Genomic DNA, 26,434 nt, shown 5'->3' with positions numbered 1-26,434 from the left:
GGAATCAGACTAACGCAGAAGGGACCGGCGGCCATACGGCCGCCGGCCCCTCCGCGGGTGTGACGTCAGTTGATGGTGCCGCCGGCGGCGACGATCTTCTGCTCCGCAGAGCCAGAGACCTTGTCGACCGAGACGTTGAGCGCGACCGAGATGTCGCCGGTGCCGAGCACCTTGACCTTCTCGTTCTTGCGCACGGCGCCCTTGGCCACCAGGTCGACGACGGTCACGTCGCCGCCCTGCGGGTAGAGCTCGCCCAGCTTGTCGAGGTTGACGACCTGGTACTCCACCCGGAACGGGTTCTTGAAGCCGCGCAGCTTGGGGGTGCGCATGTGCAGCGGCATCTGCCCACCCTCGAAGCCGACCCGCACCTGGTACCGGGCCTTGGTTCCCTTGGTACCGCGACCGGCGGTCTTACCCTTGGAGCCCTCACCACGACCCACACGGGTCTTGGCGGTGTGAGCGCCGGGCACCGGACGCAGGTGGTGCACCTTCAGCACGCCGGGGCGCGCCGCGGGCGCGGCATCCTTCTTCGCGGCCGTCTTGCGGGCCGGAGCCTTCTTCGGGGCGTCGACCGTAGCGGTCTCGTCCTTCTTGTCAGCCATTAGTCGATCTCCTCAACCTTGACGAGGTGGGCGACGGTCTTGACGTAGCCGCGCGTCTGCGCGTCGTCCGGACGGACGACCGAGTCGCCGATCCGCTTGAGACCGAGCGAGCGCAGCGTGTCACGCTGGTTCTGCTTCTCGCTCACCTTGGACTTGATCTGCGTGACCTTCAGACGCTCGGCCATCAGGCACCTACCTTCTGAGCGGCGGCCTCGGCGCGCACGAGGCGAGCCGGGGCGACCTGGTCGAACTCCAAACCGCGGCGGGCGGCCACGGCACGGGGCTCCTCGAGCGACTTCAAAGCCTCGACGGTCGCGTGCACGATGTTGATCGTGTTCGACGAGCCGAGCGACTTCGAGAGGACGTCGTGGATGCCAGCGCACTCGAGGACGGCGCGGACGGGACCACCGGCGATAACACCGGTACCGGCGGCGGCGGGGCGCAGGAGCACCACACCGGCGGCAGCCTCACCCTGGACGGGGTGCGGAATGGTCGAGCCGGAACGGGGAACGCGGAAGAAGTTGCGCTTGGCCTCTTCGACACCCTTCGAGATGGCGAGGGGAACTTCGCGGGCCTTGCCGTATCCGACACCCACGACGCCGTTGCCATCGCCCACGACGACGAGCGCCGTGAAGCTGAAGCGACGACCACCCTTGACCACCTTCGACACGCGGTTGATCGTCACGACGCGCTCGAGGAACTGGCTCTCGTTGCGGTCGCGCGAACCACGGTCGCGCTGGTTGGTGTTGCGCTCGCGACCACCGCGACGCGGCTCGCGCTCACGCTCGGCGGGCGCCTGCGTCGCAGCCGCACCGTCTGCCGGTGCCGTCTGGTCGGTCACTTCGGTCTCCTTGTTGTCACTCACAGGTTCAGGCCTCCTTCACGGGCGCCTTCGGCGATCGCGGCGACACGACCGGCGTAACGGTTGCCGCCACGGTCGAACACGACGTCCGAGAAACCGGCGGCCTTGGCACGCTCGGCGACGAGCTCGCCGACCTTACGCGCCTTGGCGGTCTTGTCACCGTCGAACGAACGCAGGTCGACCTCGAGGGTCGAGGCCGAGGCCACGGTGTGGCCCTTGCTGTCGTCGACCAGCTGGACGAACACGTGGCGCGCGGAACGCGTCACGACGAGACGGGGACGAACTTCGGTGCCCACGACCTTCTTGCGAAGGCGAGCGTGACGACGCGCGCGGGCAGCGGACTTTGTCTTGAGAGCCATGGCTACTTACCACTCTTTCCGGCCTTGCGGCGCACGACCTCGCCCGCGTACCGCACACCCTTGCCCTTGTACGGCTCAGGCTTGCGGATCTTGCGGATGTTGGCGGCGGCCTCGCCGACGGCCTGCTTGTCGATGCCGCTCACGGTCAGCTTGTTGTTGCCTTCGACCGTGAGGGTGATGCCCGCCGGCGGGTCGATGAGCACGGGGTGCGAGAAGCCGAGGGCGAACTCGACCGCGCTGCCCTTCTGCGCCACGCGGTAACCCGTACCGACGACCTCGAGGCCCTTGGTGTAGCCCTGGGTGACACCGATGATGTTGTTGTTGATGAGCGTGCGGGTCAGGCCGTGAAGCGACCGCGACTCGCGCTCATCGTCGGGGCGGGTGACGAGAACCTGGTTCTCCTCGACCGACACCTCGAGGGGGGAAGCCACGGTGAGCGTCAGCTCGCCCTTGGGTCCCTTGACGAAGACCTCCCGGCCGTTCACCGTGACGGTGACACCGGCGGGGATGTCGATGGGAAGACGTCCAATACGCGACATGTCAGATCACCACACGTAGGCGAGGACTTCCCCGCCGACGCCCTTCTGCTCGGCCTGACGGTCGGTGAGGAGACCGGAGGAGGTGGACAGGATGGCAACGCCCAGGCCGCCGAGGACCGTGGGGACCTCGGTGGACTTCGCGTACACGCGGAGGCCGGGCTTCGACACGCGCTTGATGCCGGCGATGGACCGCTCGCGGTTCGGGCCGTACTTCAGCGTCATGGTGAGGGTCTGGCCGACACGAGCGTCGGAGACGCTCCATTCGGCGATGTAACCCTCCTGCTTGAGGATCTCAGCGATGTGCGTCTTGAGCTTCGAGCTCGGGAGCGACACGGAGTCGTGGTGCGCCGAGTTCGCGTTGCGCAGACGGGTCAGCATATCTGCGACCGGGTCTGTCATCGTCATGTGTTGCTTCTTTCGATCATGAGGTTTCGACTGCCGTTACACGACAGGCGACCTTCGATGAGAGGCCCCCGGGAACCCGGGGGCCCGGGGGCTCAGGACTGAGCGTCCGCCGACTGGAACGGGAAGCCGAGCTGACGCAGCAGCGAGCGGCCCTCGTCGTCCGTCTTCGCGGTGGTGACGATCGTGATGTCGAAACCACGCACACGGTCGATGCGGTCCTGGTCGATCTCGTGGAACACGGACTGCTCCTGGAGACCGAAGGTGTAGTTGCCGTTGCCGTCGAACTGCTTGCCCGAGAGACCGCGGAAGTCGCGGATACGGGGCAGAGCGAGGTTGACGAGACGGTCGATGAACTCCCACGCGCGGTCGCCACGCAGAGTGACGTGGGCGCCGATGGCCTGGCCCTCGCGCAGCTTGAACTGCGCGATGGACTTGCGGGCCTTCGTGACGATGGGCTTCTGACCAGTGATCTTGGTGAGGTCCTCGACCGCGCCATCGATCACCTTGCTGTCGCGAGCAGCCTCGCCGACACCGGTGTTCACGACGACCTTGACCAGTCCGGGGATCTGCATGACGTTCGAGTAACCGAACTCTTCCTGCAGGGCCTTCTTGATCTCGGTGTTGTACTTCTGCTTCAGGCGGGGCTGGATCTTGCCAGCCTCCGCGGCAGTCACGGTGCTCATATTCAGAGGTCCTTGCCTGACTTCTTCGCGAAGCGCACGCGGACGGTGCGCTTGACGCCGTCCTTCACCTGCTCCTCGACACGGTGACCGACACGCGTCGGCTTCTTGGTCGAGGGGTCGACGAGCGCGACGTTGGAAATGTGGATCGGGGCCTCGAACGTCTCGATGCCGCCGGTCTTGGTTCCGCGCTGGGACTGGCCCACGCGGTTGTGCTTCGTGACGTAGTTCACGCCCTCGACGATGACGCGGTTCTGCTCGGTGAGGACCTCGAGGACCTTACCCTGCTTACCGCGGTCTCCGCCGCGCTCGGGCTTGGCGCCCGAGATGACCTGAACCAGGTCGCCCTTCTTGATCTTCGCCATGATCAAATGACCTCCGGGGCGAGCGAGACGATCTTCATGAACTTCTTGTCGCGAAGCTCACGACCGACCGGTCCGAAGATGCGGGTGCCTCGGGGCTCCCCGTCGTTCTTCAGGATCACGGCGGCGTTCTCGTCGAACTTGATGTACGAGCCGTCGGGACGACGGGTCTGCTTGACCACACGGACGACGACGGCCTTGACCACGTCGCCCTTCTTGACGTTTCCACCGGGGATCGCGTCCTTGACCGTGGCGACGATGACGTCGCCCAGGCCCGCGTACCGGCGGTTCGAGCCGCCGAGCACGCGAATGGTCAGCAGCTCCTTGGCGCCGGTGTTGTCGGCGACCTTCAGCCGGGATTCGTTCTGAATCACTTTTTACTCCTTGGGTTCCAAGTAGCCGCGAGGCTTACTTGGCCTTCTCGAGGATCTCGACCAGACGCCAGCGCTTGGTGGCGCTCAGCGGACGGGTCTCGTTGATGACGACCAGGTCGCCGATGCCGGCCGAGTTCGTCTCGTCGTGGGCCTTGACCTTCGACGTGCGGCGGATGACCTTGCCGTAAAGCGGGTGCTTCACGCGGTCCTCGACCTCGACGACGATCGTCTTGTCCATCTTGTCGCTGACGACGTAGCCACGACGCGCCTTGCGGTAACCGCGGGCGTTCTCGTCGCGCACGTCGTTAGCGGCGTGCTCGTGGCCGACGACCTGCGCCGCGGCCTCTGCCTTCTTCGCGGTAGCCATTACTCCGCCTCTTCCTTCGCGGCGTCGTCAGCGGCATCCGCCTTCTTCGCCTTGGTCTTCTTCGCCTTCGTCGCCTCGACGGGCGCCGGGGTGGCGCGGATGCCGAGTTCGCGCTCGCGGATCACGGTGTACAGACGCGCGATGTCGCGCTTGACTGCACGGATGCGACCGTGGCTCTCGAGCTGGCCGGTGGCCGACTGGAAGCGCAGGTTGAACAGCTCTTCCTTGGCCTTGCGCAGCTCCTCGACGAGGCGCTGGTCTTCGAACGTGTCGAGCTCGCTCGGGGCGAGCTGCTTGGTGCCGATCGCCATTACGCGTCGCCCTCCTCGCGCTTGATGATGCGTGCCTTCAGCGGCAGTTTGTGGATGGCACGGGTCAGTGCTTCACGAGCGAGTTCCTCGTTGACACCGGCGACCTCGAAGAGGACGCGACCCGGCTTGACGTTCGCAACCCACCACTCGGGCGAACCCTTACCGGAACCCATGCGGGTTTCGGCCGGCTTCTTGGTGAGCGGACGGTCGGGGTAGATGTTGATCCACACCTTTCCACCACGCTTGATGTGACGGGTCATCGCGATACGAGCGGACTCGATCTGACGGTTGGTCACGTAAGCGGGGGTCAGAGCCTGGATGCCGAACTCACCGAACGACACCTGCGTGCCACCGGTGGCCTGGCCCGAACGGCCGGGGTGGTGCTGCTTGCGGTACTTGACCTTGCGGGGGATGAGCATTACGCCGACGCTCCTTCTGCCACGGGGGCCTCGTTGCGAGGGCCACGACGACGGTCGCCGCCACGGTCGTCACGACCGCGCGACTTCGGGGCGTTGGCCTGCTCGCGGGCGAGCTCCTTGTTGGTGAGGTCGCCCTTGTAGATCCAGACCTTCACGCCGATACGGCCGAAGGTCGTCTTGGCCTCGTAGAAGCCGTAGTCGATGTTCGCGCGGAGGGTGTGCAGGGGCACACGGCCTTCACGGTAGAACTCGGAGCGGCTCATCTCGGCGCCGCCGAGGCGGCCCGACACCTGGATGCGGACACCCTTGGCGCCGGCACGCTGCGCGCCCTGCAGACCCTTACGCATCGCGCGGCGGAAAGCCACGCGGGCGGAGAGCTGCTCGGCAACGCCCTGGGCGACCAGCTGCGCGTCGGCCTCGGGGTTCTTGACCTCGAGGATGTTCAGCTGGATCTGCTTGCCGGTGAGCTTCTCGAGGTCGGCGCGGATGCGCTCGGCCTCGGCGCCACGGCGACCGATCACGATGCCCGGGCGGGCGGTGTGGATGTCGACGCGGACGCGGTCACGCGTGCGCTCGATCTCGATGTTGCTGACGCCCGCGCGGTCAAGCGAGGTGGTCAGCAGGCGACGGATCTTGATGTCCTCGGCCAGGTAGTCGGCGTAGCGCTGTCCGGGCTTCGTCGAGTCGGAGAACCACCGCGACACGTGGTCGGTGGTGATGCCGAGGCGGAAGCCGTACGGGTTGACCTTCTGTCCCATTACTTGCTCGCCTTCTTGTTGGCGCGAGCCGGGGCCGCTGCAGCGTCTTCCGGCGTCGCGAGCACGACCGTGATGTGGCTCGTGCGCTTCTTGATCTGGAAGGCGCGACCCTGAGCGCGGGGCTGGAAACGCTTGAGCGTCGTGCCCTCGTCGACGTACGCGTTCTTCACGTACAGGTCAGCGTCATCCAGGTACTCGTTCGTCTTGTCGGCGGTAACGCGAGCGTTCGCGATGGCCGAGGCGACGAGCTTGTAGATCGGCTCGCTCGCACCCTGGGGCGCGAACTTCAGGATCGCGAGGGCCTCTTCGGCCTGCTTGCCCTTGATGAGCGCGACGACACGACGAGCCTTCTGAGGGGTCACGCGGATGTGTCGCACGCGTGCGATGGACTCCACCATTTCTCTCTCCTCTTGCGCCCCCGCGTCAGCGGCGGCGGCCCTTCTTGTCGTCCTTCACGTGGCCGCGGAAGGTGCGGGTGGGCGAGAACTCGCCCAGCTTGTGGCCAACCATGGTCTCGGTCACGAACACGGGGATGTGCTTGCGACCGTCGTGCACGGCGATGGTGTGTCCCAGCATGGCGGGGATGATCATCGATCGGCGCGACCAGGTCTTGATGACGTTCTTGGTGCCGGCTTCGTTCTGCGAGACGACCTTGCGAAGCAGGTGCTCGTCGACGAAGGGGCCCTTCTTAAGGCTGCGAGGCATCTTCCTCTACTCCTACTTACGCTTCTTGCCGGCGGTGCGACGGCGGACGATCAGCTTGTCGCTTTCCTTGTTCGCGTGGCGGGTGCGGCCTTCGGCCTTGCCCCACGGCGAAACGGGGTGACGACCACCGGACGTCTTGCCCTCACCACCACCGTGCGGGTGGTCGACCGGGTTCATGGCGACACCACGCACGGTCGGGCGGACGCCCTTCCAGCGCTTGCGGCCAGCCTTGCCCCAGTTGATGTTGGACTGCTCGGCGTTGCCGACCTCGCCGATCGTGGCGCGGCAGCGCACGTCGACGTTGCGGATCTCGCCCGAGGGCAGACGCAGCTGCGCGTAGGGACCGTCCTTCGCGACCAGACGCACCGAGGCGCCGGCCGAACGGGCCATCTTCGCACCGCCACCGGGACGCAGCTCGATCGCGTGGATCACGGTACCGGTGGGGATGTTGCGCAGCGGCAGGTTGTTGCCAGGCTTGATGTCGGCGCCGGCACCGGACTCGACGATGTCGCCCTGCGACAGCTTGTTCGGCGCCAGGATGTAGCGCTTCTCACCGTCCATGTAGTGCAGGAGCGCGATGCGCGCGGTGCGGTTGGGGTCGTACTCGATGTGAGCGACCTTGGCGTCGATGCCGTCCTTGTCGTTACGACGGAAGTCGATCAGACGGTACTGGCGCTTGTGACCGCCACCGATGTGACGCGTCGTGATGCGGCCCTGGTTGTTGCGGCCACCGGTCTTCGACAGCGGGCGCAGCAGCGACTTCTCAGGCGTCGACCGGGTGATCTCGGCGAAGTCGGCCACCGACGAGCCGCGGCGACCGGGGGTCGTGGGCTTGTACTTGCGAATAGCCATTGTTCTTGTCCTCTATCCCGACCGTCAGCCGACTGCCGTGAAGATGTCGATGGTGCCCGACTTGAGGCTGACAATCGCGCGCTTGGTGTCCTTGCGCTTGCCGATGCCGAAGCGGGTGCGTCGGGCCTTGCCCACGCGGTTGATCGTGTTGACCGAAGCCACCTTGACGCCGAAAATCTTCTCGATCGCGAGCTTGATCTCGGTCTTCGAAGCGCGGGGGTCCACGAGGAACGTGTACTTGCCCTCGTCGATGAGCGAGTAGCTCTTCTCGGAGACGACCGGCTTCAGGATGATGTCGCGCGGGTCCTTGTTGACGGTGGTCATGCCGAGACCTCCTCGGTGGCGCCGGACTTCGACGCGACGAACGCGTCGTAGGCGGCCTTGGTGAAGACGATGTCGTCGGAGACGAGCACGTCGTAGGCGTTCAGCTGGCCGTAGGTCAGCACGTGGACGTACGCGAGGTTGCGCACGCTCTTGACGGTCAGCTCGTCGTCACGGTCGATCACGACGAGGACGTTCTTGACCGCGCCGAAAGCGTCCAGGACCGCGGCCGCAGCCTTGGTCGACGGGGCACCCTCGATGCCGAAGGTCTCGACGACGTGCAGACGCGCGCCGCGAGCACGATCGCTCAGCGCACCCAGAAGGGCGGCGGCGATCATCTTCTTGGGGGTGCGCTGGCCGTAGTCACGGGGCTTCGGGCCGTGAACGATGCCACCACCGGTCATGTGCGGCGCGCGGATCGAACCCTGACGGGCGTTACCCGTGCCCTTCTGCTTGAAGGGCTTGCGACCGGCACCGGAGACCTCGCCACGACGCTTGGTCGAGTGCGTGCCCTGTCGGGCGGCGGCGCGCTGGGCGACGACGACCTGGTGGATCAGCGGAATGTTCGTCTTGACGTCGAAGATCGCGGCGGGCAGCTCCACGGAGCCGGCCTTCTTGCCGTCGGACTTGCGAACGTCGAGCGCGAGAGTCGAGTCAGCCATGAGATCAGGCACCCTTCACTGCGTTGCGGACGTAAACGATGCGGCCGCGTGCACCGGGGACGGCGCCCTTGACGAGCAGCAGACCCTTCTCGGCGTCGACGGCGTGCACCGTGAGGTTGAGGACGGTCACGCGCTCGCCACCCATACGGCCGGCCATGCGCATGCCCTTGAAGACGCGGCTCGGGGTCGACGAGGCGCCGATCGAACCGGGCTTGCGGTGGTTACGGTGCGAACCGTGCGAAGCGGAGACACCCTTGAAGTTGTGGCGCTTCATGACACCGGCGGTGCCCTTGCCCTTGCTGGTGCCGACGACGTCGACCAGCTTGCCGGCCTCGAAGAGGCCGTCGACGGTGAGCTCCTGACCGAGCGCGTAGTCCGCGGCATCCGCGGTACGAACCTCGGTGAGGTGGCGACGCGGGGTGACGCCCGCGGCCTCGAAGTGGGCCGTGAGGGGCTTGTTCACCTTGCGGGGGTCGATCTGGCCGTAGCCGATCTGAACGGCGTTGTAGCCGTCCTTCTCGACCGAGCGGAGCTGGGTCACGACGTTGGGCGCGACCTCGATGACGGTGACGGGAACGAGCTTGCCGTTCTCGTCCCACACCTGGGTCATGCCGAGCTTGGTGCCGAGGAGGCCCTTGGAGATCTTGGAGTTGATGTCAGCCATGTCGAACCTCAGAGCTTGATCTCGATGTTGACATCGGCCGGGAGGTCGAGACGCATCAGCGAGTCGACGGCCTTGGGCGTCGGGTCGATGATGTCGATGAGGCGCTTGTGGGTGCGCATCTCGAAGTGCTCGCGGCTGTCCTTGTACTTGTGGGGCGACCGGATGACGCACACGACGTTCTTCTCGGTCGGCAGGGGAACCGGGCCCACGACGGTGGCGCCGGCACGGGTCACGGTGTCGACGATCTTGCGCGCGGACGAGTCCAGTCCGGCGTGGTCGTACGACTTCAGGCGAATGCGGATCTTCTGTCCCGCCATTGTCTGCTCACTCTCTTTCTCGCGTCATACCCGACCAAGGGCATCGGACGCACGGTGGCGCTCTCGCGCCCTGGCACTTCCCCTCGCTTGCGCGAGAGATGCTGCACCGCTGTTCAGCTGTCAAACCGGACGCCATGGCCTCCGGCCCACCCCCCGTGCGCACGCGCACGATTCCCAAGTAAGGAAGAGGGGTTCGGTGTGTGTTCTGCTGCCCGCGGCCCAGGACCCTGCGCTCTCGCGCCGCCTGTGCACTGCCCTGACAGTGATCCTGGCGCGCGTCGGGCGCACGCCGGAATGTGGAACCTGGATAGTCTACGGGCCACCCGGGCGTGTCGCAAACCCGGGCGTGTCGCGCCGGGCATATCCTCAGCCTCCGCGAATCAACGCGTCGGCGCCGCCCGCGATTCCCTCGCGAGCGGCGCCGATGACACGGTCGTTGTCAGGCGTTGCCGATGTGCTTGTCGACGTTCGCACGGGTGTCATCGATCGCGCCGTGGTGCTCCTCCGGGACGATCTTCTTGATCGCGTCGGCCGCACCGTCGAGGAGCTTGTCGCTGACGTCCTCGGCCTTGCCGCTCTTGAGCGCTTCGTCGATCTTGTCGCGGTTTTCGTCGAGGAGCTTCTTGCCCCTGTTGATGATGTCGTCGACTCCCATGTCGACCTCCTCTCCCCGTGCGTGTAACTGACGGGACCCTAATCCTGCCGAACACCTGCGCCTCAGGGAACCCTCGTGGGGGCTGGCCCAATGATTCAGCCGAGCAAGCGAAGAAGGTACTGCCCGTAGCCGCTCTTCACCAGAGGTTCGGCGCGGTGGCGGAGTTCCTCGTCGCTCAAGAATCCCATCCGCCAGGCGACCTCTTCGGGGCAGCCGATGGACAGGCCCTGTCGCTTCTCGACGGTGCGAATGAACTCTGTCGCCTCGGCGAGGGAGTCGAAGGTGCCGGTGTCGAGCCAGGCGGTGCCGCGCGGGAGGAGTTCGACGCGGAGTCGTCCTTGTTCGAGGTAGATGCGGTTGACGTCGGTGATCTCGAGCTCGCCGCGAGGGGAGGGTTTCAGGTCGCGGGCGATCTCGATGACGTCGTTGTCGTAGAAGTACAGCCCGGGGACGGCGTAGTCGCTCTTGGGGTGGGTGGGCTTCTCTTCGAGGGAGACGACGCGTCCGTCTTCGTCGAATTCGACGACGCCGTAGGCGGTGGGGTCGGCGACGCGGTAGCCGAAGACGACGCCGCCGTCGAGTTCGGTGTACTGGCGCAGGCGGGTTCCCATGCCCTGGCCGTAGAAGATGTTGTCGCCGAGGACGAGCGCGACGGAGTCGGTGCCGATGTGGTCTTCGCCGAGGAGGAAGGCCTGGGCGAGTCCATCCGGGGAGGGCTGGACCTTGTAGGTGAGGGAGATCCCGAAACGGGATCCGTCGCCGAGCAGCCGCTGGAACTGCTCGGAGTCCTGCGGGGTGGTGATGATCAGGATGTCGCGGATCCCCGCCAGGATCAGGGTCGAGAGGGGGTAGTAGATCATCGGCTTGTCGTACACCGGGACGAGCTGCTTCGAGACGCCGAGCGTGATGGGGTGCAGTCGTGACCCCGTGCCGCCCGCCAGAATTATTCCGCGCATGAGGTCATACTGACCGATGTGCGCCTACCGCCCAAATACGAAACGTGAAATGCGCTCGTCCTGCCAAATCTTCGCCAGGACGAAACTTCACGTTCGAGCACTCGTAATATCAACCCATAGTCTGGCGGCATGCGTCTGCTTGTGACCGGCGGTGCCGGGTTTATCGGTTCGAATTTCGTGCATCACGTCGTGGAGCACACCGATCACACGGTGACAGTGCTGGACAAGCTGAGCTACGCCGGAAACCGCGCTTCCCTGTCGGGGCTGCCCGAGGACCGTGTGCGGCTGGTCGTGGGCGACATCGCCGACGCAACCATCGTCGACCCACTCGTGGCCGACGCGGATGCGGTCGTGCACTATGCCGCGGAGTCCCACAACGACAACTCTCTGCACGACCCGCGGCCGTTCCTGGACACGAACATCATCGGCACGTACACGCTGCTGGAGGCCGCCCGACGTCACGACGTCCGGTTCCACCACATCTCCACCGACGAGGTCTACGGCGACCTCGAGCTCGACGACCCGGCCCGGTTCACCGAGTCCACCCCGTACAACCCGTCGTCCCCGTACTCCTCGACCAAGGCCGGGTCCGACCTGCTCGTGCGGGCGTGGGTGCGCTCGTTCGGCGTGCGCGCCACGATCAGCAACTGCTCCAACAACTACGGGCCGTACCAGCACGTGGAGAAGTTCATCCCCCGTCAGATCACGAATGTCCTCCGCGGGATTCGCCCGAAGCTGTACGGCACGGGTGAGAACGTGCGCGACTGGATCCACGCCGACGACCATTCCTCGGCCGTGTTGACGATCCTCGACAAGGGCGAGCTCGGACAGACCTACCTCATCGGTGCCGACGGCGAGAAAGACAACAAGACCGTCGTCGAGCTGATCCTGCAGCTCACCGGACAGCCCACCGACGCGTACGACCTCGTCACCGACCGCCCCGGCCACGACCTGCGTTACGCCATCGACTCCACCAAGCTGCGCACCGAACTCGGCTGGACCCCCACCTACGGCGACTTCGAATCCGGTCTCGCCGCGACCATCGACTGGTATCGCGACAACGAGGCCTGGTGGGCACCCACCAAAGACGGCGTCGAAGCGTTCTACGCCAGCAAGGGACAGTGACCGCGATGACGACCGAGTTCAGCAAGACCCTCACCGTCACGACGACCCCGATCCCCGGGCTGATCGTCCTCGATCTCCCCGTGCACGGCGATACGCGCGGCTGGTTCAAAGAGAACTGGCAACGCGCGAAGATGACCGCCGCAGGCATCGACCTGTCCGACTTCGGGCCCGTGCAGAACAACATCTCCTTCAACGACGCCGTCGGCACCACCCGCGGCATCCACGCCGAACCGTGGGACAAATACGTCTCCGTCGCCACCGGCCGTATTTTCGGCGCCTGGGTCGACCTCCGCGAAGGAGACACCTTCGGCGCCGTCTACACCACCGAGCTCGACCCGTCCAAAGCGATCTTCGTCCCCCGCGGCGTCGGCAACTCGTATCAAACCCTCGAACCCGACACCGCGTACACCTACCTCGTCAACGACCACTGGTCCCCCGACGCCACGTACACCTTCCTCAACCTCGCCGACGAGACCGCCGCGATCGACTGGCCCATCCCCCTGGACACCGTCGAGATCAGCGAGAAGGACAAGAACCATCCCCGCCTCGCCGACGTCGTCCCGATGCCGCCGAAGAAGATCCTCGTCACCGGCGCCAACGGACAGCTCGGCCGAGCCCTCCGCGCCGAATACGGGGACCACCCCTGGATCGAATACGCCACCCGCGCCGACCTCGACCTCACCTCCCCCGACCTTCCCACGGCCCGACACTGGCGCGACTACAGCACCATCATCAACGCCGCCGCCTACACCAAAGTCGACACCGCCGAAACACCCCAAGGCCGCACCGAAGCCTGGGCCGCCAACGTCACCGCCGTCGCCGCCCTCGCCCGCATCGCCACCGACAACGGGATCACCCTCGTCCACATCTCCAGCGACTACGTCTTCGACGGCACCAAACAAGGCCCCTACACCACCGACGACCCCGTCTCCCCCCTCGGCGTCTACGGGCAGACCAAAGCCGCCGCGGACGCCATCGTCTCCACCGTCCCCCGCCACTACATCCTCCGCACCAGCTGGGTCATCGGCGACGGCAACAACTTCGTCCGCACCATGGCCTCCCTCGCCCAACGCGACATCAACCCCCGCGTCGTCAACGACCAAACCGGCCGACTCACCTTCACCAGCGACATCGCCGCCACCGTTCGCGTACTGCTCGCGTCGAAGGCACCCGCCGGCACCTACAACGTCACCTCCAACGGAGAACCCCAAACCTGGTACGACATCGCCCGCGACGTCTACCACCTCACCGGACACGACCCCGACCGCATCACCGGCGTCACCACCAATGAGTACTTCGCGAGCGCCACGGCGCCCGTAGCCCCGCGCCCCCGCAACAGCCTGCTCGACCTCAAAGCTCTCAACGATCTCGGCCTTACGCCGCCAGAACACCGCGACGGGCTTCGGCGGTACCTGACCGACTGACCAGGAGCGCCCCACCGGTCACACCGTGGAGGTGCAGCTCGTGCTCACGAGCGGGAGCGCGACGCACCGAGTCCAGAGCGTCAGAATGCGCGCGATGAAGAGATTCTTGCGTCAAACGACGACGGAAACCCCGGCATCTGGACGTACCGCAGCATTTACATCGTTCCTCGGAGGAAGGGTCGCGTCTCTTGGGAGTGCAACCGCAAAGGCGAGGAGCACGAACGCCGTGGGCCACGTGGTCACGTCGAACGAAAAGAACATGACGGCGATCGCCAAGAGCAACGCTCGACCAGAGCGCCCAGCTCGCAGCCACCCGGCCACAACGGCGAAGAGGAACAGGGCAAGACCAATGAGTCCCGTGGTCACGAACAGTGTGAGCCACTGGTTGTCGATCACGTTGAAGCCGTCCTGCTGCAGGTAACCGTCTGCAAAGGTGGCAACCTCCGAATTCAGCCCGCTTCCCAAAACGACCGTGGTAGCCCCACGCCCGAGCAAACCCGTCGCTAGCGTCCATCCGTCGACGCGGTGCGCTAGAGAATCCGATGTCAGCAGGTCGAAGATGACTGCCCGCACACCAAAGTCTCCGATCAGGACTGCCGCGATCACGACACCGATCAGGACTAGGTTGCGCGTCTTTGCTCCAAATCCCCTACTTGAGAGGAGGAAGTAGATCAGCGCTATGAGGCCGGCTAAGGCTGCACTGCGCGTACCAGATAGGAAGAGACCGACCAGGGCAGCGCTGATTCCGGTGACGCGTAGAAATCGGTGCCCCCTCAGTACTGGCGCCAGACACACGAAGAGGGTGAAGAGGAGGAAGAGAGCAAAAGGGATCGGATGACCGAATGTTCCCTGCGTGCGTAGCACACTGTCCGAAAGGAACGGATTATACCTCAACACCGGCACACCCGCCGTCGTCAAATTCCGAAACCCCCAAATCGGCTCCGTAAGGACGAACAGTTCGGCAAAGGCGATAAACACCTGAACAACTGCTCCGACGACCACCCATCTGGCCATCGCTACAAAGTCGCCTGACGTGAACTTCCTGGTCACTAGCGCGATGGCCACCACCGCTCCGACCGCGAGAAAGATCGTTTCAACGCTCGAGGACAGGGTCGCGACACTGATAAAGGCCGAATAGCCGATGTAGGCGAGAAGAGCAACGACAGCAGCCCCCTGCTTAATCTGGCGGCGTTCGGCGAGCATAGCGGCAACCGCGGTGACGAGAATTGCGACCACGACGGCAACTGCCCTGAGGGTAGACGGGGCAGAGTTGCTACCGATGAATGCCAGCACAACGAGGCTCATGCCGACCCCTGAGCCGCGGACCTCATCACGCGGGCGCGTGAAGATGTACAACGCGGCGAGGATGCCGACTGGGATGAGGGCCGCGGTCGGGAAGACCACCGCGATCACCGTCAGCATGGCAGGAACGACCGCCCAAAGGGCGTTCCTCAACGCTTCACGCCTCGAAAGGTTCATCGAATCGAATGTACCCCGCCCTCAAGATCGCCGGAACACGCCGGCGCGCACGAGCGCAGTCACCTGTACGACGAGGACACACGATTCTGCCAAGATCTCACCTGCGAACGCGCCGGCTGCACCCCCCACCGCCGCGAGCAAAAGGATTGCAGGAACACCGACACAGGCCCCGGTTACCGCACTGACGGCGATCGATGGAATCCGGCGGTAAGCCACCAGCCCAAGCCCTCCCGTCGCGCGGGACGTACAGGTGATGAAGATGACCAGCCCCGCGAGCGCTGCAACGGAGAAATCAACATCGGCGGTTCCCGAGAACAGGATGCGCGAGGCTGTGGGCGCGATGAGGGTGAAACCCAGACCAGCGATCAGCCCGAGACCGGCATTGAATCCGAGTGCGAGGTGCACTCGTCGTCGCCGCTCAGTGTGAGCAGTCGCGGGGGGCGCGCCGACCCACGACTGCAGACTATTCGGCACACTCGCGAGTACGGCGAGACCGAGCCGCATCATGCGCTCAACTGCGGAGAACAACACGAGAGACGCTGGCGCCACGATACCGACGAGGGTGATGGGAAGAGCGATGTAAAGAGCGCTTGCTGCTCGTCCGCCTAGTGCCGCCCGTTGAGACTGGAGAACGCGAGCAAGTCTCCGAAGGCCGTAGTGGCGGATGAATCTCCAGCGGGCCCGCGACGTATACAGGCCGATCATCGGCGGGACCAGTCCGCCAACCAGGAGCCCGACGGCGTAGGCCTCGAGCCCAAAGCCGAGGGAAACGATGAGGACTGCCGGGATGATCGCCGCAACAAGTCGCGGCGCCGCATCGAACAACAGGATCCGCATCGGACGTCCCTCGCCGATGAAGAACCACACCGGTGAAAGACCGGTGATCAGATAGCCGACGGCAACAATCTGGGCGTTGCCGATCTGGGTTGGGGCGAGAAGGGGGACAACAATCACCACGGGGACGATCAGCGGAATCAGCACCACTGTCTTGGTGACCAGCGATAGCGCGTATAGCTGCGATCGCGCCCGGCCGCTTGCCCTGGCCACCCGCTGAGGTCCGTTCAGCCCCCACCCCAGCTCAACGATGACCGCGGCGGCACTGCCGACCGACTGTGCGACGGCTACCGCAGCCCAAGCCTCGCCGCCGAACGACCCCGTGATCACCGGGAGGACGATCAGCGGCGCAACAGCGCTGAGGATGGGGACCAGCAAAAAACCGCTGAGCCGAGCTGGGCTCAGACCGCCCGAGGATCTCAACGCGCTTGGCGGTCTTCGGCGGACGCGGGTCCGGGGGTCAAGGCGTCTTTTACTCCGCTCAGCCCTGCGACTACTGCGGCCACGTGCGGCCGACTTCGCATCAGGTGCGAGAGAGAATACCGAACTCCCGCCCTGCTTCGGCTCGCCAAAGCACTGCGCAACACGTGACTCGCGATGAAGTCGCCCCGGCCGCGCGCAGACATCGCATCCGAGTGGCGCTCGAACCACACACGACTCGCTTCCCAGGCGCGGAGATTCGAGATCGAGCCAGAAGAGCCCTGCTGGATATGCACCAGAGGCCGCGGAGTGAACCCAATCTTTGCACCAGATCGAACGAGGCGGAGCGCGTAGTCCCAGTCCTGGTGCTTAGGCATTGTGGCATCCCACTCCACATCAGCGGCGCGAGAGCGGTCCACGACGAGACAGCTGGATTGGACGAGACTGCGTCCAAACGTCAGATCCGGGCGCGCAACAATATAGTCAGCGAAAGCCATCCCTGCTGGAGACGAGCGGGGAAGTAGACGCGTGCCTCCCCCCGTCTCATGAAAGACAGCGCCGCACAGCCCGACGCCTGCCCCCTGCGCTTCCATGGCCGCAAGTTGAGTGGAGAGCTTGTCCGCCTCCCACCAGTCATCGTCGTCCAGGTAGGCGACCCAGCGGCCACTGGAGGCCCGTAGGCCGACGTTGCGTGCGTTCGCACCACCCGTCCGCCCGGATGTCACGATCAGCTCGTCGTCGAGCAGGAACTCCCGTACGCCGGCCATTGCAGCAGGATCATCCAGAATGACGTGGAGCCGGACCCTCACTCCGGTCTGCGCACGCACACTTTCGATTGCGGCGCGCAACGAGGGGCGCCCCATGGTCGGGATGACCACATCAACGTGTTCCATCGGCTGCGACATCACCCCATGCACCCCGCTTCAGTGATCGGTTCGCGGTGACGATCGCGACAAGCTTCATGGGCTCGATGAGATAGCGGCGCCAAAGCCGACGCGGGTCGTTCCCCAGCCGCCACAGCCACTCGAGGCCGAACCGCCCGAACCATCGCGGGGCAAGACGTTGCGCGCCCGCAAGATAGTCAATTGCTCCGCCGACCGTAGCGACGTACGAGGCGGGTAACGCGTCGAAATTCTCTTGAATGAACCGTTCCTGACGTGGCATGCCCATCCCCACGAGCAAGAGCTGCGGGCGAAACGCGCGAATTTCATCGAGCACTTCGGCGGAATCGGCCCCCATGTCAAAATATCCGCTACGACCGCCAGCGACGATATTCGCAGGGCCGGACTGAAGGGTCGCACACGCGCGATGGACGGTTTCGGGCGTACCACCAAGCACGAACACACGGAATTCCTCAGGAATAGGAGTGCGGACCAAGGTGTCCAGCCAATCCGTTGACCCAATCCGGTACGTGTGGTCATACTCCCCGTTACCGCTCAACTGAAGGAGCTTAAGTACCGGCCAGCCATCGATGACAACGACGCTGGCGCGGGAGTAGAAGTCACGGAACCAGCGGAGACTGTGGAACAGATAAAGGCTGTGCAGGTTGTGATTGAGCACCAAAGTCGCTTGATCAACAGGTACTTCCAAGTACAGGTTCACGACCTCAGCGGCACGCAGGGGAGTGACCCTCGCGGCAACTGTCCCTAGTTGCACATCACGCATCATTGCCGGACCTCGCCGTTCGCGCCCGCGCCGACCATTCGCGCGATCGCGCTCCCGGTGGCCGTCGGCGAGAAGAAGTCGTCGTATGACCCAGCGATCGCCAGGGAGAGCGCGTGAACGTCGGCGGACTGGAGTGAGTGGTAGACCTTGACGGCGTCCTCCCACGATTCGATAGCCAATACGGCCGAGCCAGCGAACTCGATGATCGGAGGTGTAGGCGTCGCTGCAACCGGACACCCGTTCACGGCGGCGTCAACGAGCTTCGCGGGAAGCTGATGAAGCGACGCTTCGTCTTCTCTGTCCATGGGCAGGACGAGGAAATCGATCTGGTCGTAGAGATCGGCTAGCGGCGTGTTCGGCGGGAAGGTGCGCCACTGAGCCGCACAGTCGCCGGGGGGCTCCCACTCTTGACGGAACGACACCACCGTAGACCCCCTATTCTGGCGCATCAGCTCGACGATCTCCGCCGCCCCTTTGTGTGGGCGCACGGTCCCTAGGAAGCCGAGGACGAGGCCCCCCGAGCGCGCACGGCGTTCTGGTTTATCGGTCGGGCGGAGAAGGCGTGAATGGGGGACGATGGTCCAAGGTTTGGCGGAGGCATCAAGTCGTTCCCTATACGCCTGGGCCAGGATCGAATTCGAGAAGGTAAGAGCATCGGCGAAGCGTGCAAGTCTCGCTTGAGCACGCCTCAACCGTCCGGGATGCTTGCGGCGGAGGGGATGCATCTTGATCGCGTTCTTCAGCGACTGTGAACGGAAGCTCTTCATGATCGCGATGTCGTTGTCGTCGAAATCCGCGACGACAGTGAGCCCGGGGGTCCCCTGAAGCGCCTCAGCTAGACGACCGACCGGGTCCGCACCCTTCGATATCCACAGGAGAGTCGCTGTGTCTTGGGCGCTGCGGCGGATGCGCTCGGCGATGCCAGGGATATCGGCCCGCGAGAAGGGTGCCACGTCGAAGTCGAACTGAACCGAACCCGACCACGCCGTCCCATCGTCGTACGCGAGTACGACGACCTCCTCGAACACTGCGTCGGCTGAGATGGCCATGCTCAGCAGACGCCCCAGCGAGTTGGATCTAATCGAATCACCGACGACGAACGCACGCACTTCCGATTTCGCACCCTGCATGTGAGCCTTCCGAGTATCTTCCCGTGTCGCCTGGCTGACTGTCAGCAGACATCGACGGGCTGGGATCCTGCCTCACCAGCAGAGAGCTGACAAAGCCGAACGTGTGGCATCAGCGCCTTCGGAGAGCGTAGCGCCTCACGGCGTGCTCTCAGGTTTCAGAATGAGGTCTATATACGGACGGTTGCCTGACTCTCTCGACTGGATGTTCGTCACCAGCTGAGGCGCACTGTCCTGCGTCACCCCCAACGACAGAGAACGCTGACCCGAATCGACCTGCGAACGCACATGCTGCGTCAAATCCGCCGCCCGATACCCCGCCGTCCGATCCACATTCATCGACGCCACCGTCGACCCGAACCCCGGCTTGTTATTGAACGTCACCGAGTTCTCCGCCCACGAACCCGCCACAGACTTCACATCCAACCGCACCACCGAATCCGACGACTCCGTCACCGACGCACTCATCGACAACACCGCCGACTCAACCTGACCCTTCACCCCCGACAGATCAAACGAGAAATACCCCAACCGCGCATACGCCGGATCCGCAGACCCCTTCACCAACACATTCGTCAACGACCCAAAATTCGACCCCGCAGACCCACCACCCTGCACATACGAATCCCCCGACGCGAACACCCGCAACCGCGTCGGATCCGACACCGACACCGACACCGAGTTATCGACGACAACGCCGTTGAACGTCGCCGAAACCGTGATCCGCGTCGCCCCCACCTTCAGAGCCGAAACCACACCATTGGCATCCACCGAAGCAACCGACGCATCACCGGAACGGAACACGAAAGCAACCTCATCGCGGGGCAGCTCCGCGTCCGTAGTCGAATACGCCGTCACCGCCAACGTCGCATTCTCACCCAAATTCAACTCCGGCACGGCCGCAACATCAATGTTCCGCAAAACCCCTGGCGGCACGGCCGGCACCTCACGCGTGATGTCGTAGTTGTAAAACTCGACATCCCGGATCGACGTCGTCGGATCTCCCAAATCCCCATGACCGACAACCCGCACATATTTCCCCGACGGCGCCGCGGCCAACACCACCGTCTGCCACCCCGAATCCCCCGCGAACGCGCCGTCATACTGCGTCGCCCACGACACCCCATCAACGGAGGTCTGCACCTCGAACTTCGTGTTCTTCCGACTGTTGGCCACCCAATCGATCCGCACAGACTTCACCGGCTTCGCCGCCGACAACGTCCACGTGATCGACTGATCCCCCGAAGTGGCCCACACCGTATCCGGATTCCCATCGAACGTCGCTGCCGGAGACCCCGACGTCGTCCGCGTCGCCACCGCACTCGACACTCCCAACGCCGGCGGTTTCAGAATGAGGTCTATATACGGACGGTTGCCTGACTCTCTCGACTGGATGTTCGTCACCAGCTGAGGCGCACTGTCCTGCGTCACCCCCAACGACAGAGAACGCTGACCCGAATCGACCTGCGAACGCACATGCTGCGTCAAATCCGCCGCCCGATACCCCGCCGTCCGATCCACATTCATCGACGCCACCGTCGACCCGAACCCCGGCTTGTTATTGAACGTCACCGAGTTCTCCGCCCACGAACCCGCCACAGACTTCACATCCAACCGCACCACCGAATCCGACGACTCCGTCACCGACGCACTCATCGACAACACCGCCGACTCAACCTGACCCTTCACCCCCGACAGATCAAACGAGAAATACCCCAACCGCGCATACGCCGGATCCGCAGACCCCTTCACCAACACATTCGTCAACGACCCAAAATTCGACCCCGCAGACCCACCACCCTGCACATACGAATCCCCCGACGCGAACACCCGCAACCGCGTCGGATCCGACACCGACACCGACACCGAGTTATCGACGACAACGCCGTTGAACGTCGCCGAAACCGTGATCCGCGTCGCCCCCACCTTCAGAGCCGAAACCACACCATTGGCATCCACCGAAGCAACCGACGCATCACCGGAACGGAACACGAAAGCAACCTCATCGCGGGGCAGCTCCGCGTCCGTAGTCGAATACGCCGTCACCGCCAACGTCGCATTCTCACCCAAATTCAACTCCGGCACGGCCGCAACATCAATGTTCCGCAAAACCCCTGGCGGCACGGCCGGCACCTCACGCGTGATGTCGTAGTTGTAAAACTCGACATCCCGGATCGACGTCGTCGGATCTCCCAAATCCCCATGACCGACAACCCGCACATATTTCCCCGACGGCGCCGCGGCCAACACCACCGTCTGCCACCCCGAATCCCCCGCGAACGCGCCGTCATACTGCGTCGCCCACGACACCCCATCAACGGAGGTCTGCACCTCGAACTTCGTGTTCTTCCGACTGTTGGCCACCCAATCGATCCGCACAGACTTCACCGGCTTCGCCGCCGACAACGTCCACGTGATCGACTGATCCCCCGAAGTGGCCCACACCGTATCCGGATTCCCATCGAACGTCGCTGCCGGAGACCCCGACGTCGTCCGCGTCGCCACCGCACTCGACACTCCCAACGCCGGCGGTTTCAGAATGAGGTCTATATACGGACGGTTGCCTGACTCTCTCGACTGGATGTTCGTCACCAGCTGAGGCGCACTGTCCTGCGTCACCCCCAACGACAGAGAACGCTGACCCGAATCGACCTGCGAACGCACATGCTGCGTCAAATCCGCCGCCCGATACCCCGCCGTCCGATCCACATTCATCGACGCCACCGTCGACCCGAACCCCGGCTTGTTATTGAACGTCACCGAGTTCTCCGCCCACGAACCCGCCACAGACTTCACATCCAACCGCACCACCGAATCCGACGACTCCGTCACCGACGCACTCATCGACAACACCGCCGACTCAACCTGACCCTTCACCCCCGACAGATCAAACGAGAAATACCCCAACCGCGCATACGCCGGATCCGCAGACCCCTTCACCAACACATTCGTCAACGACCCAAAATTCGACCCCGCAGACCCACCACCCTGCACATACGAATCCCCCGACGCGAACACCCGCAACCGCGTCGGATCCGACACCGACACCGACACCGAGTTATCGACGACAACGCCGTTGAACGTCGCCGAAACCGTGATCCGCGTCGCCCCCACCTTCAGAGCCGAAACCACACCATTGGCATCCACCGAAGCAACCGACGCATCACCGGAACGGAACACGAAAGCAACCTCATCGCGGGGCAGCTCCGCGTCCGTAGTCGAATACGCCGTCACCGCCAACGTCGCATTCTCACCCAAATTCAACTCCGGCACGGCCGCAACATCAATGTTCCGCAAAACCCCTGGCGGCACGGCCGGCACCTCACGCGTGATGTCGTAGTTGTAAAACTCGACATCCCGGATCGACGTCGTCGGATCTCCCAAATCCCCATGACCGACAACCCGCACATATTTCCCCGACGGCGCCGCGGCCAACACCACCGTCTGCCACCCCGAATCCCCCGCGAACGCGCCGTCATACTGCGTCGCCCACGACACCCCATCAACGGAGGTCTGCACCTCGAACTTCGTGTTCTTCCGACTGTTGGCCACCCAATCGATCCGCACAGACTTCACCGGCTTCGCCGCCGACAACGTCCACGTGATCGACTGATCCCCCGAAGTGGCCCACACCGTATCCGGATTCCCATCGAACGTCGCTGCCGGAGACCCCGACGTCGTCCGCGTCGCCACCGCACTCGACACTCCCAACGCCGGCGGTTTCAGAATGAGGTCTATATACGGACGGTTGCCTGACTCTCTCGACTGGATGTTCGTCACCAGCTGAGGCGCACTGTCCTGCGTCACCCCCAACGACAGAGAACGCTGACCCGAATCGACCTGCGAACGCACATGCTGCGTCAAATCCGCCGCCCGATACCCCGCCGTCCGATCCACATTCATCGACGCCACCGTCGACCCGAACCCCGGCTTGTTATTGAACGTCACCGAGTTCTCCGCCCACGAACCCGCCACAGACTTCACATCCAACCGCACCACCGAATCCGACGACTCCGTCACCGACGCACTCATCGACAACACCGCCGACTCAACCTGACCCTTCACCCCCGACAGATCAAACGAGAAATACCCCAACCGCGCATACGCCGGATCCGCAGACCCCTTCACCAACACATTCGTCAACGACCCAAAATTCGACCCCGCAGACCCACCACCCTGCACATACGAATCCCCCGACGCGAACACCCGCAACCGCGTCGGATCCGACACCGACACCGTTCGAGCACGGGCGAAGGTCGACACACGATTGACCGTGACCACGGCACCGACAACCGCCTCTCCGGCGCTCACCGCCGTAAGACCGCCGGTGGCATCGACCGACAGAACTGTTGGGTCACTCGTGACAACGCGCAAACTGTAGCCACTGGCGGGCAGGACGCTTCCGTCATTCCGACGAGCCACCACGGAGGCCTTTGCCGTTTCATCACGCGTCATCGACGCGGGAACGCCTCCGATAGCGGCCGTGTTTGGCGTGCTTCCCGGCGTCGTTGCGTTCGAACCGCTGTTGAAGGCGAGGATGCGGACTTCGTTGATCGCGGTCCACGGATCCGAATCACCCGCGCCCCGCCCCGTTACCCGGACGAACCGCGCTGGCGATCCGGTGCCGAGATCCACCAGTTGGGGCCCGGACGGCCCTCGATAAGCACCCTCGTACCGCGTGGTCCAGGTCACAGCGTCAGTGGAAGTCTGAACCCTAAAGTGCGTAACCAGGCGGGAATTCGCTCTCCAATCCAACTCCAGCCCTCTCACATCACGGTTACCGACCAGCTGCCACGTGATGGAGTTCTCCATCCAGGTCGACCAGTACGTGCTCCGGTCCTCATCGACCGTGCTCATCGGCGTCCCCGCTGTCGTTCGAGACGCCCACGCCCCGACAACGGCAACTGGCCCCGGATCAAACATGATCGAATAGCGCTGAATGGTGCCGTCGCTCCCGGTAGCTGTGACACGGGCACGCCCGGGGATGGACCCGCTCTGATCCACGCTGACAGACACTCCCGAGGCGGCCGTCGCTGCCACCACCGGAATGTCCGCCCCCGGGTCCGCCTGCGTCCGGTACTCCGTCACATCCGCACGAAAATCGGGAAGAGCCGCACCGTCGACGGAGAGACCCGACAAGACGGGCGCTTCCGAGGGCACCTCCCATTGATGCAGCGGAACGGTCGCGGGCGACTCTGTCTCCGCATCCGAGGGAGATTCGAGCGGTGTGAACTGCACCGCAATCGTCGCGTCGGCCCTTGGCCCGAGCGAAATACTGAGAGTTCGCACGTCGCTATTCGCACCCTGACTAGGAGCCGGAGAAGTCGGCAGCGGTTCGGCGGGCAGGTCGCCGAAGGTCGCGTCCGATGGTGCGAGGATGCGTGCGCGAATTCGCTTTCCGTCCTGTGCCAGCACCGCCGATCGCCCGTCGGCTGCGATCCCCACACTGGCATGCGTGTGCATCGACCAGAGCATCTCGCGCGCCGTAGGACTGGAGAGCTCATCTTGGACGAGCACTTGACGGCGACTGTCGAATAGCTGGACACCACGCTTCCAGGTCGTTACTCGATCGGGGTACACCGACGAGAGATCCGCCACAGCGAAGGCGCGATCTGGTGAGGACATCACGATTGGAGCTGACGCTGCGGCGCGTGTGTCTGCAGCGAACGGGCTAAACGGATCGACGACAAGCGTGTTCTGGCCCTCGGCCCGAGTTCGGTAATACGACCATCGACCCGTTTCTGACTGATCGAAGTATCCCGGAAGGGTGTAATCGTCCCGCCCGAGCTGCGCCCCCCAGGTCTGCCCGAGCATGTCCAACATGAATGATCCGGCGTCGGTGCTGTGGTGTCCTGTCGCCACATTGCCCGTCTTGAAAGCCACGTACGTTGCTTCCGGATCGCTCCAGGACGAACGGAACGTCGCAACCGCCGCCGTCTCGAACGTGCCGTCCAACTTTGTCCCGCCAGCGGTTGGCGTCGATCGAGCGGAAGAGGAATCCAGCCAGAGCAGTCGCATGGCCAGTGGGCCGGTCATTGGCGATGACACGCCAGCCTGACGAACGACGGCGTCGTTCGTCAGGTCAGCGAGTGCGAGATAGTTCGAACCAGCGGCGGGAGCCTGGTCTGAATCGCCGAAGTTGAACACGTTGCCGCTGGGCGCAGTCAAGTGCAACGGGAAGAACCCCGACGCTCGCAGACCATCGGTGACGACGCCCTGATCGGAGCCCGTGGCGATCTGGAGACTCTTAACCGCGGGGATGAGATTCTGCGTTGCGTATCCCCAGTAGAGGAGCCCTTCGGGGTAGCCACCGGACTCCCCGAAGCCCGATACGCCTACCTTCAAGCTCTGTACGGCTTTCGACAACACGTCATTCGTGACCGTGGGGTTGGCGCTTGCGGCGGCCAGGGCTCCGAGGATCATTCCGGAGTTGCTCACGATGTTCCAGTTGTTGGTGTCGACCGACCAGTTCCCTCCGTAGCGATAGGGTCCGGAGGAGTCAGCGGGGGCGGCATACACCGGCAACGCTGGCTTCAGGCCCTTGTCGACGATCGCTCGCTCGATGGTGGAACGGCGCGCCGACGTCCAGTACGAATAGCCCCAGTCCAACGCAATGGCGCTACCGTGGGCAATTTCGGCGGTGTCGAGGAAATGATCAGGGTTCCAGTCAGGGAAGGCTGCGACGTCACTCACATCGGTCCAGAGCCGTTCGATATAGCGGGGATCGTCGGTCAGCCGCCACGTCAACGCCAGCGTGTAGCTGCGCTCGACGAGCGCCTGCGGCACCTCGGTCAACCGGACGCCGTCGTCTTTCTTGTACGTCAGACGACTGCTGCCGAGGAGTTCATCCGCTCGGCGCTTTAGAGCCGCGAAAACTGAAGCCGCCTCACCCGACTTGATCTCTTGCCGAAGAGACTGGAACTTCGCCTCCGTCTCGACAAGTCGCGGGTGTGGAGCCGTGACGGCGCCCGCCGCCGATGCTGCGGGCGAACTCACAACGGAAACCGCTGCAGCGATACACATCGCTACCGCAAAGGAAAGAACGCGGACGACAACCCGCCGAACTCTGTCCGGAAAGTCGGCGGAATTGGTACGTGCAACAGCGCTCAACGGTCACCCTCCTCCGTGGGGAAGAAATACGATCGCGCAGCGGCAGATTTCCGGGGTAGAGGAAGTATCCAAGCGAGCAT

The 26,434-nt window shown here is 64.2% G+C and carries 30 protein-coding genes; 2 read left to right on the top strand and 28 right to left on the bottom strand.

The features are described from left to right. Positions 1-65: 65 nt before the first annotated feature. The 22 genes from rplO to rfbA form a co-directional block, all read right to left on the bottom strand. Entirely contained in the window at positions 66-602 is a 537-nt protein-coding gene (rplO, locus tag ACU6WY_RS02250) for a 50S ribosomal protein L15 (RefSeq protein WP_483820848.1), read from the bottom strand. Next, a complete protein-coding gene (gene rpmD, locus ACU6WY_RS02245) occupies positions 602-787 on the bottom strand; it encodes a 50S ribosomal protein L30 (RefSeq protein ID WP_013583998.1) in 186 nt (61 codons plus the stop codon). The genes rplO and rpmD overlap by 1 nt, the downstream gene beginning before the upstream one ends. Next, the gene (rpsE, locus tag ACU6WY_RS02240; RefSeq protein WP_483820847.1) at positions 787-1,467 is read right to left on the bottom strand and encodes a 30S ribosomal protein S5; all 681 of its coding nucleotides are present in this window, start codon (positions 1,465-1,467) and stop codon (positions 787-789) included. Before rpsE ends, rpmD begins: the two co-directional genes overlap by 1 nt. Beyond that, positions 1,464-1,823, bottom strand: coding sequence for a 50S ribosomal protein L18 (rplR, locus tag ACU6WY_RS02235; RefSeq protein ID WP_138174667.1), 360 nt, complete (start codon positions 1,821-1,823; stop codon positions 1,464-1,466). Before rplR ends, rpsE begins: the two co-directional genes overlap by 4 nt. Before the next feature lie 2 nt (positions 1,824-1,825). Further along, entirely contained in the window at positions 1,826-2,362 is a 537-nt protein-coding gene (gene rplF, locus ACU6WY_RS02230; protein WP_483820846.1) for a 50S ribosomal protein L6, read from the bottom strand. Between the two features lie 6 nt (positions 2,363-2,368). Beyond that, positions 2,369-2,767 carry a 30S ribosomal protein S8 gene (gene rpsH, locus ACU6WY_RS02225; RefSeq protein ID WP_128218198.1) on the bottom strand — a complete coding sequence of 133 codons (399 nt, stop codon included), beginning with the start codon at positions 2,765-2,767 and terminating at the stop codon, positions 2,369-2,371. Positions 2,768-2,859: 92 nt separating this feature from the next. Continuing rightward, positions 2,860-3,450, bottom strand: coding sequence for a 50S ribosomal protein L5 (gene rplE / locus ACU6WY_RS02220; RefSeq protein ID WP_483820845.1), 591 nt, complete (start codon positions 3,448-3,450; stop codon positions 2,860-2,862). Between the two features lie 2 nt (positions 3,451-3,452). Continuing rightward, positions 3,453-3,812, bottom strand: a complete 360-nt coding sequence (gene rplX, locus ACU6WY_RS02215) for a 50S ribosomal protein L24 (protein WP_094736303.1) — start codon at positions 3,810-3,812, stop codon at positions 3,453-3,455. A 2-nt stretch (positions 3,813-3,814) separates the two neighbouring features. After that, positions 3,815-4,183, bottom strand: a complete 369-nt coding sequence (rplN, locus tag ACU6WY_RS02210) for a 50S ribosomal protein L14 (protein WP_013584005.1) — start codon at positions 4,181-4,183, stop codon at positions 3,815-3,817. A 34-nt stretch (positions 4,184-4,217) separates the two neighbouring features. Continuing rightward, positions 4,218-4,550, bottom strand: a complete 333-nt coding sequence (gene rpsQ / locus ACU6WY_RS02205; protein ID WP_483820844.1) for a 30S ribosomal protein S17 — start codon at positions 4,548-4,550, stop codon at positions 4,218-4,220. Continuing rightward, positions 4,550-4,861 (bottom strand): 50S ribosomal protein L29, encoded by a 312-nt coding sequence (rpmC, locus tag ACU6WY_RS02200; RefSeq protein WP_128218197.1) that lies wholly within the window; start codon positions 4,859-4,861, stop codon positions 4,550-4,552. The genes rpsQ and rpmC overlap by 1 nt, the downstream gene beginning before the upstream one ends. Next, entirely contained in the window at positions 4,861-5,280 is a 420-nt protein-coding gene (gene rplP / locus ACU6WY_RS02195; RefSeq protein WP_077049577.1) for a 50S ribosomal protein L16, read from the bottom strand. The genes rpmC and rplP overlap by 1 nt, the downstream gene beginning before the upstream one ends. Continuing rightward, positions 5,280-6,038, bottom strand: coding sequence for a 30S ribosomal protein S3 (gene rpsC / locus ACU6WY_RS02190; protein ID WP_058230882.1), 759 nt, complete (start codon positions 6,036-6,038; stop codon positions 5,280-5,282). Before rpsC ends, rplP begins: the two co-directional genes overlap by 1 nt. Then, complete coding sequence (gene rplV, locus ACU6WY_RS02185) at positions 6,038-6,436, bottom strand: 50S ribosomal protein L22 (protein WP_058623970.1); 399 nt, start codon at positions 6,434-6,436, stop codon at positions 6,038-6,040. Before rplV ends, rpsC begins: the two co-directional genes overlap by 1 nt. A 25-nt stretch (positions 6,437-6,461) precedes the next feature. Beyond that, on the bottom strand, positions 6,462-6,743 hold the full coding sequence (rpsS, locus tag ACU6WY_RS02180; RefSeq protein WP_022878257.1) for a 30S ribosomal protein S19: 282 nt from the start codon (positions 6,741-6,743) through the stop codon (positions 6,462-6,464). Between the two features lie 12 nt (positions 6,744-6,755). Next, positions 6,756-7,595, bottom strand: coding sequence for a 50S ribosomal protein L2 (gene rplB, locus ACU6WY_RS02175; protein ID WP_412923545.1), 840 nt, complete (start codon positions 7,593-7,595; stop codon positions 6,756-6,758). Positions 7,596-7,619: 24 nt separating this feature from the next. Next, positions 7,620-7,919 (bottom strand): 50S ribosomal protein L23, encoded by a 300-nt coding sequence (rplW, locus tag ACU6WY_RS02170; RefSeq protein ID WP_134125041.1) that lies wholly within the window; start codon positions 7,917-7,919, stop codon positions 7,620-7,622. Further along, positions 7,916-8,578 carry a 50S ribosomal protein L4 gene (gene rplD, locus ACU6WY_RS02165; RefSeq protein ID WP_483820843.1) on the bottom strand — a complete coding sequence of 221 codons (663 nt, stop codon included), beginning with the start codon at positions 8,576-8,578 and terminating at the stop codon, positions 7,916-7,918. The genes rplW and rplD overlap by 4 nt, the downstream gene beginning before the upstream one ends. Positions 8,579-8,582: 4 nt before the next feature. Further along, positions 8,583-9,242: a 50S ribosomal protein L3 gene (gene rplC / locus ACU6WY_RS02160; protein WP_483820842.1), complete on the bottom strand. Its 660-nt coding sequence runs from the start codon at positions 9,240-9,242 to the stop codon at positions 8,583-8,585. An 8-nt stretch (positions 9,243-9,250) separates the two neighbouring features. Continuing rightward, on the bottom strand, positions 9,251-9,559 hold the full coding sequence (rpsJ, locus tag ACU6WY_RS02155; RefSeq protein WP_013584016.1) for a 30S ribosomal protein S10: 309 nt from the start codon (positions 9,557-9,559) through the stop codon (positions 9,251-9,253). A 439-nt stretch (positions 9,560-9,998) separates the two neighbouring features. After that, a complete protein-coding gene (locus ACU6WY_RS02150; protein WP_483820841.1) occupies positions 9,999-10,214 on the bottom strand; it encodes a hypothetical protein in 216 nt (71 codons plus the stop codon). Between the two features lie 95 nt (positions 10,215-10,309). Next, complete coding sequence (rfbA, locus tag ACU6WY_RS02145; protein ID WP_483820840.1) at positions 10,310-11,170, bottom strand: glucose-1-phosphate thymidylyltransferase RfbA; 861 nt, start codon at positions 11,168-11,170, stop codon at positions 10,310-10,312. 129 nt (positions 11,171-11,299) lie between these two features. Here rfbA and rfbB point away from each other — a divergent pair, with 129 nt between their 5' ends. Both rfbB and ACU6WY_RS02135 read left to right on the top strand, forming a co-directional pair. Further along, the gene (rfbB, locus tag ACU6WY_RS02140) at positions 11,300-12,295 is read left to right on the top strand and encodes a dTDP-glucose 4,6-dehydratase (RefSeq protein ID WP_483820839.1); all 996 of its coding nucleotides are present in this window, start codon (positions 11,300-11,302) and stop codon (positions 12,293-12,295) included. A 5-nt stretch (positions 12,296-12,300) separates the two neighbouring features. After that, a complete protein-coding gene (locus tag ACU6WY_RS02135; RefSeq protein WP_483820838.1) occupies positions 12,301-13,719 on the top strand; it encodes a sugar nucleotide-binding protein in 1,419 nt (472 codons plus the stop codon). Between the two features lie 111 nt (positions 13,720-13,830). Here ACU6WY_RS02135 and ACU6WY_RS02130 read toward each other — a convergent pair whose 3' ends face one another. The 6 genes from ACU6WY_RS02130 to ACU6WY_RS02105 form a co-directional block, all read right to left on the bottom strand. Beyond that, positions 13,831-15,198 (bottom strand): O-antigen ligase family protein, encoded by a 1,368-nt coding sequence (locus ACU6WY_RS02130; protein ID WP_483820837.1) that lies wholly within the window; start codon positions 15,196-15,198, stop codon positions 13,831-13,833. 21 nt (positions 15,199-15,219) lie between these two features. Continuing rightward, positions 15,220-16,410: a hypothetical protein gene (locus ACU6WY_RS02125; RefSeq protein ID WP_483820836.1), complete on the bottom strand. Its 1,191-nt coding sequence runs from the start codon at positions 16,408-16,410 to the stop codon at positions 15,220-15,222. A 41-nt stretch (positions 16,411-16,451) separates the two neighbouring features. Next, complete coding sequence (locus ACU6WY_RS02120; protein WP_483820835.1) at positions 16,452-17,357, bottom strand: glycosyltransferase family 2 protein; 906 nt, start codon at positions 17,355-17,357, stop codon at positions 16,452-16,454. Continuing rightward, positions 17,332-18,054: a WecB/TagA/CpsF family glycosyltransferase gene (locus ACU6WY_RS02115; RefSeq protein ID WP_483820834.1), complete on the bottom strand. Its 723-nt coding sequence runs from the start codon at positions 18,052-18,054 to the stop codon at positions 17,332-17,334. Before ACU6WY_RS02115 ends, ACU6WY_RS02120 begins: the two co-directional genes overlap by 26 nt. A gap of 62 nt (positions 18,055-18,116) precedes the next feature. Next, on the bottom strand, positions 18,117-19,226 hold the full coding sequence (locus ACU6WY_RS02110) for a glycosyltransferase family protein (RefSeq protein ID WP_483820833.1): 1,110 nt from the start codon (positions 19,224-19,226) through the stop codon (positions 18,117-18,119). 156 nt (positions 19,227-19,382) lie between these two features. Next, positions 19,383-26,354, bottom strand: a complete 6,972-nt coding sequence (locus ACU6WY_RS02105) for a CBM96 family carbohydrate-binding protein (protein WP_483820832.1) — start codon at positions 26,352-26,354, stop codon at positions 19,383-19,385. Positions 26,355-26,434: the final 80 nt, after the last annotated feature.

It is taken from the genome of Microbacterium sp. ZW3a (assembly GCF_057167165.1).
This window is presented reverse-complemented; position numbering and strand designations above follow the sequence as displayed.

What these genes read in the sequence shown, in the direction of transcription:
- rpsS (WP_022878257.1), bottom strand. Translation starts at nt 6,743, where the DNA reads ATGCCTCGCAGCCTTAAGAAGGGCCCCTTCGTCGACGAGCACCTGCTT.
- rpsH (WP_128218198.1), bottom strand. Translation starts at nt 2,767, where the DNA reads ATGACGATGACAGACCCGGTCGCAGATATGCTGACCCGTCTGCGCAAC.
- rplR (WP_138174667.1), bottom strand. Translation starts at nt 1,823, where the DNA reads ATGGCTCTCAAGACAAAGTCCGCTGCCCGCGCGCGTCGTCACGCTCGC.
- rplF (WP_483820846.1), bottom strand. Translation starts at nt 2,362, where the DNA reads ATGTCGCGTATTGGACGTCTTCCCATCGACATCCCCGCCGGTGTCACC.
- rfbB (WP_483820839.1), top strand. Translation starts at nt 11,300, where the DNA reads ATGCGTCTGCTTGTGACCGGCGGTGCCGGGTTTATCGGTTCGAATTTC.
- ACU6WY_RS02150 (WP_483820841.1), bottom strand. Translation starts at nt 10,214, where the DNA reads ATGGGAGTCGACGACATCATCAACAGGGGCAAGAAGCTCCTCGACGAA.
- ACU6WY_RS02135 (WP_483820838.1), top strand. Translation starts at nt 12,301, where the DNA reads ATGACGACCGAGTTCAGCAAGACCCTCACCGTCACGACGACCCCGATC.
- rplP (WP_077049577.1), bottom strand. Translation starts at nt 5,280, where the DNA reads ATGCTCATCCCCCGCAAGGTCAAGTACCGCAAGCAGCACCACCCCGGC.
- ACU6WY_RS02120 (WP_483820835.1), bottom strand. Translation starts at nt 17,357, where the DNA reads ATGTCGCAGCCGATGGAACACGTTGATGTGGTCATCCCGACCATGGGG.
- rpsQ (WP_483820844.1), bottom strand. Translation starts at nt 4,550, where the DNA reads ATGGCTACCGCGAAGAAGGCAGAGGCCGCGGCGCAGGTCGTCGGCCAC.
- rfbA (WP_483820840.1), bottom strand. Translation starts at nt 11,170, where the DNA reads ATGCGCGGAATAATTCTGGCGGGCGGCACGGGGTCACGACTGCACCCC.
- ACU6WY_RS02130 (WP_483820837.1), bottom strand. Translation starts at nt 15,198, where the DNA reads ATGAACCTTTCGAGGCGTGAAGCGTTGAGGAACGCCCTTTGGGCGGTC.
- rplX (WP_094736303.1), bottom strand. Translation starts at nt 3,812, where the DNA reads ATGGCGAAGATCAAGAAGGGCGACCTGGTTCAGGTCATCTCGGGCGCC.
- rpsC (WP_058230882.1), bottom strand. Translation starts at nt 6,038, where the DNA reads ATGGGACAGAAGGTCAACCCGTACGGCTTCCGCCTCGGCATCACCACC.
- rplC (WP_483820842.1), bottom strand. Translation starts at nt 9,242, where the DNA reads ATGGCTGACATCAACTCCAAGATCTCCAAGGGCCTCCTCGGCACCAAG.
- rplE (WP_483820845.1), bottom strand. Translation starts at nt 3,450, where the DNA reads ATGAGCACCGTGACTGCCGCGGAGGCTGGCAAGATCCAGCCCCGCCTG.
- rplB (WP_412923545.1), bottom strand. Translation starts at nt 7,595, where the DNA reads ATGGCTATTCGCAAGTACAAGCCCACGACCCCCGGTCGCCGCGGCTCG.
- rpsJ (WP_013584016.1), bottom strand. Translation starts at nt 9,559, where the DNA reads ATGGCGGGACAGAAGATCCGCATTCGCCTGAAGTCGTACGACCACGCC.
- rplW (WP_134125041.1), bottom strand. Translation starts at nt 7,919, where the DNA reads ATGACCACCGTCAACAAGGACCCGCGCGACATCATCCTGAAGCCGGTC.
- rplV (WP_058623970.1), bottom strand. Translation starts at nt 6,436, where the DNA reads ATGGTGGAGTCCATCGCACGCGTGCGACACATCCGCGTGACCCCTCAG.
- rplD (WP_483820843.1), bottom strand. Translation starts at nt 8,578, where the DNA reads ATGGCTGACTCGACTCTCGCGCTCGACGTTCGCAAGTCCGACGGCAAG.
- rplO (WP_483820848.1), bottom strand. Translation starts at nt 602, where the DNA reads ATGGCTGACAAGAAGGACGAGACCGCTACGGTCGACGCCCCGAAGAAG.
- rpmD (WP_013583998.1), bottom strand. Translation starts at nt 787, where the DNA reads ATGGCCGAGCGTCTGAAGGTCACGCAGATCAAGTCCAAGGTGAGCGAG.
- rpmC (WP_128218197.1), bottom strand. Translation starts at nt 4,861, where the DNA reads ATGGCGATCGGCACCAAGCAGCTCGCCCCGAGCGAGCTCGACACGTTC.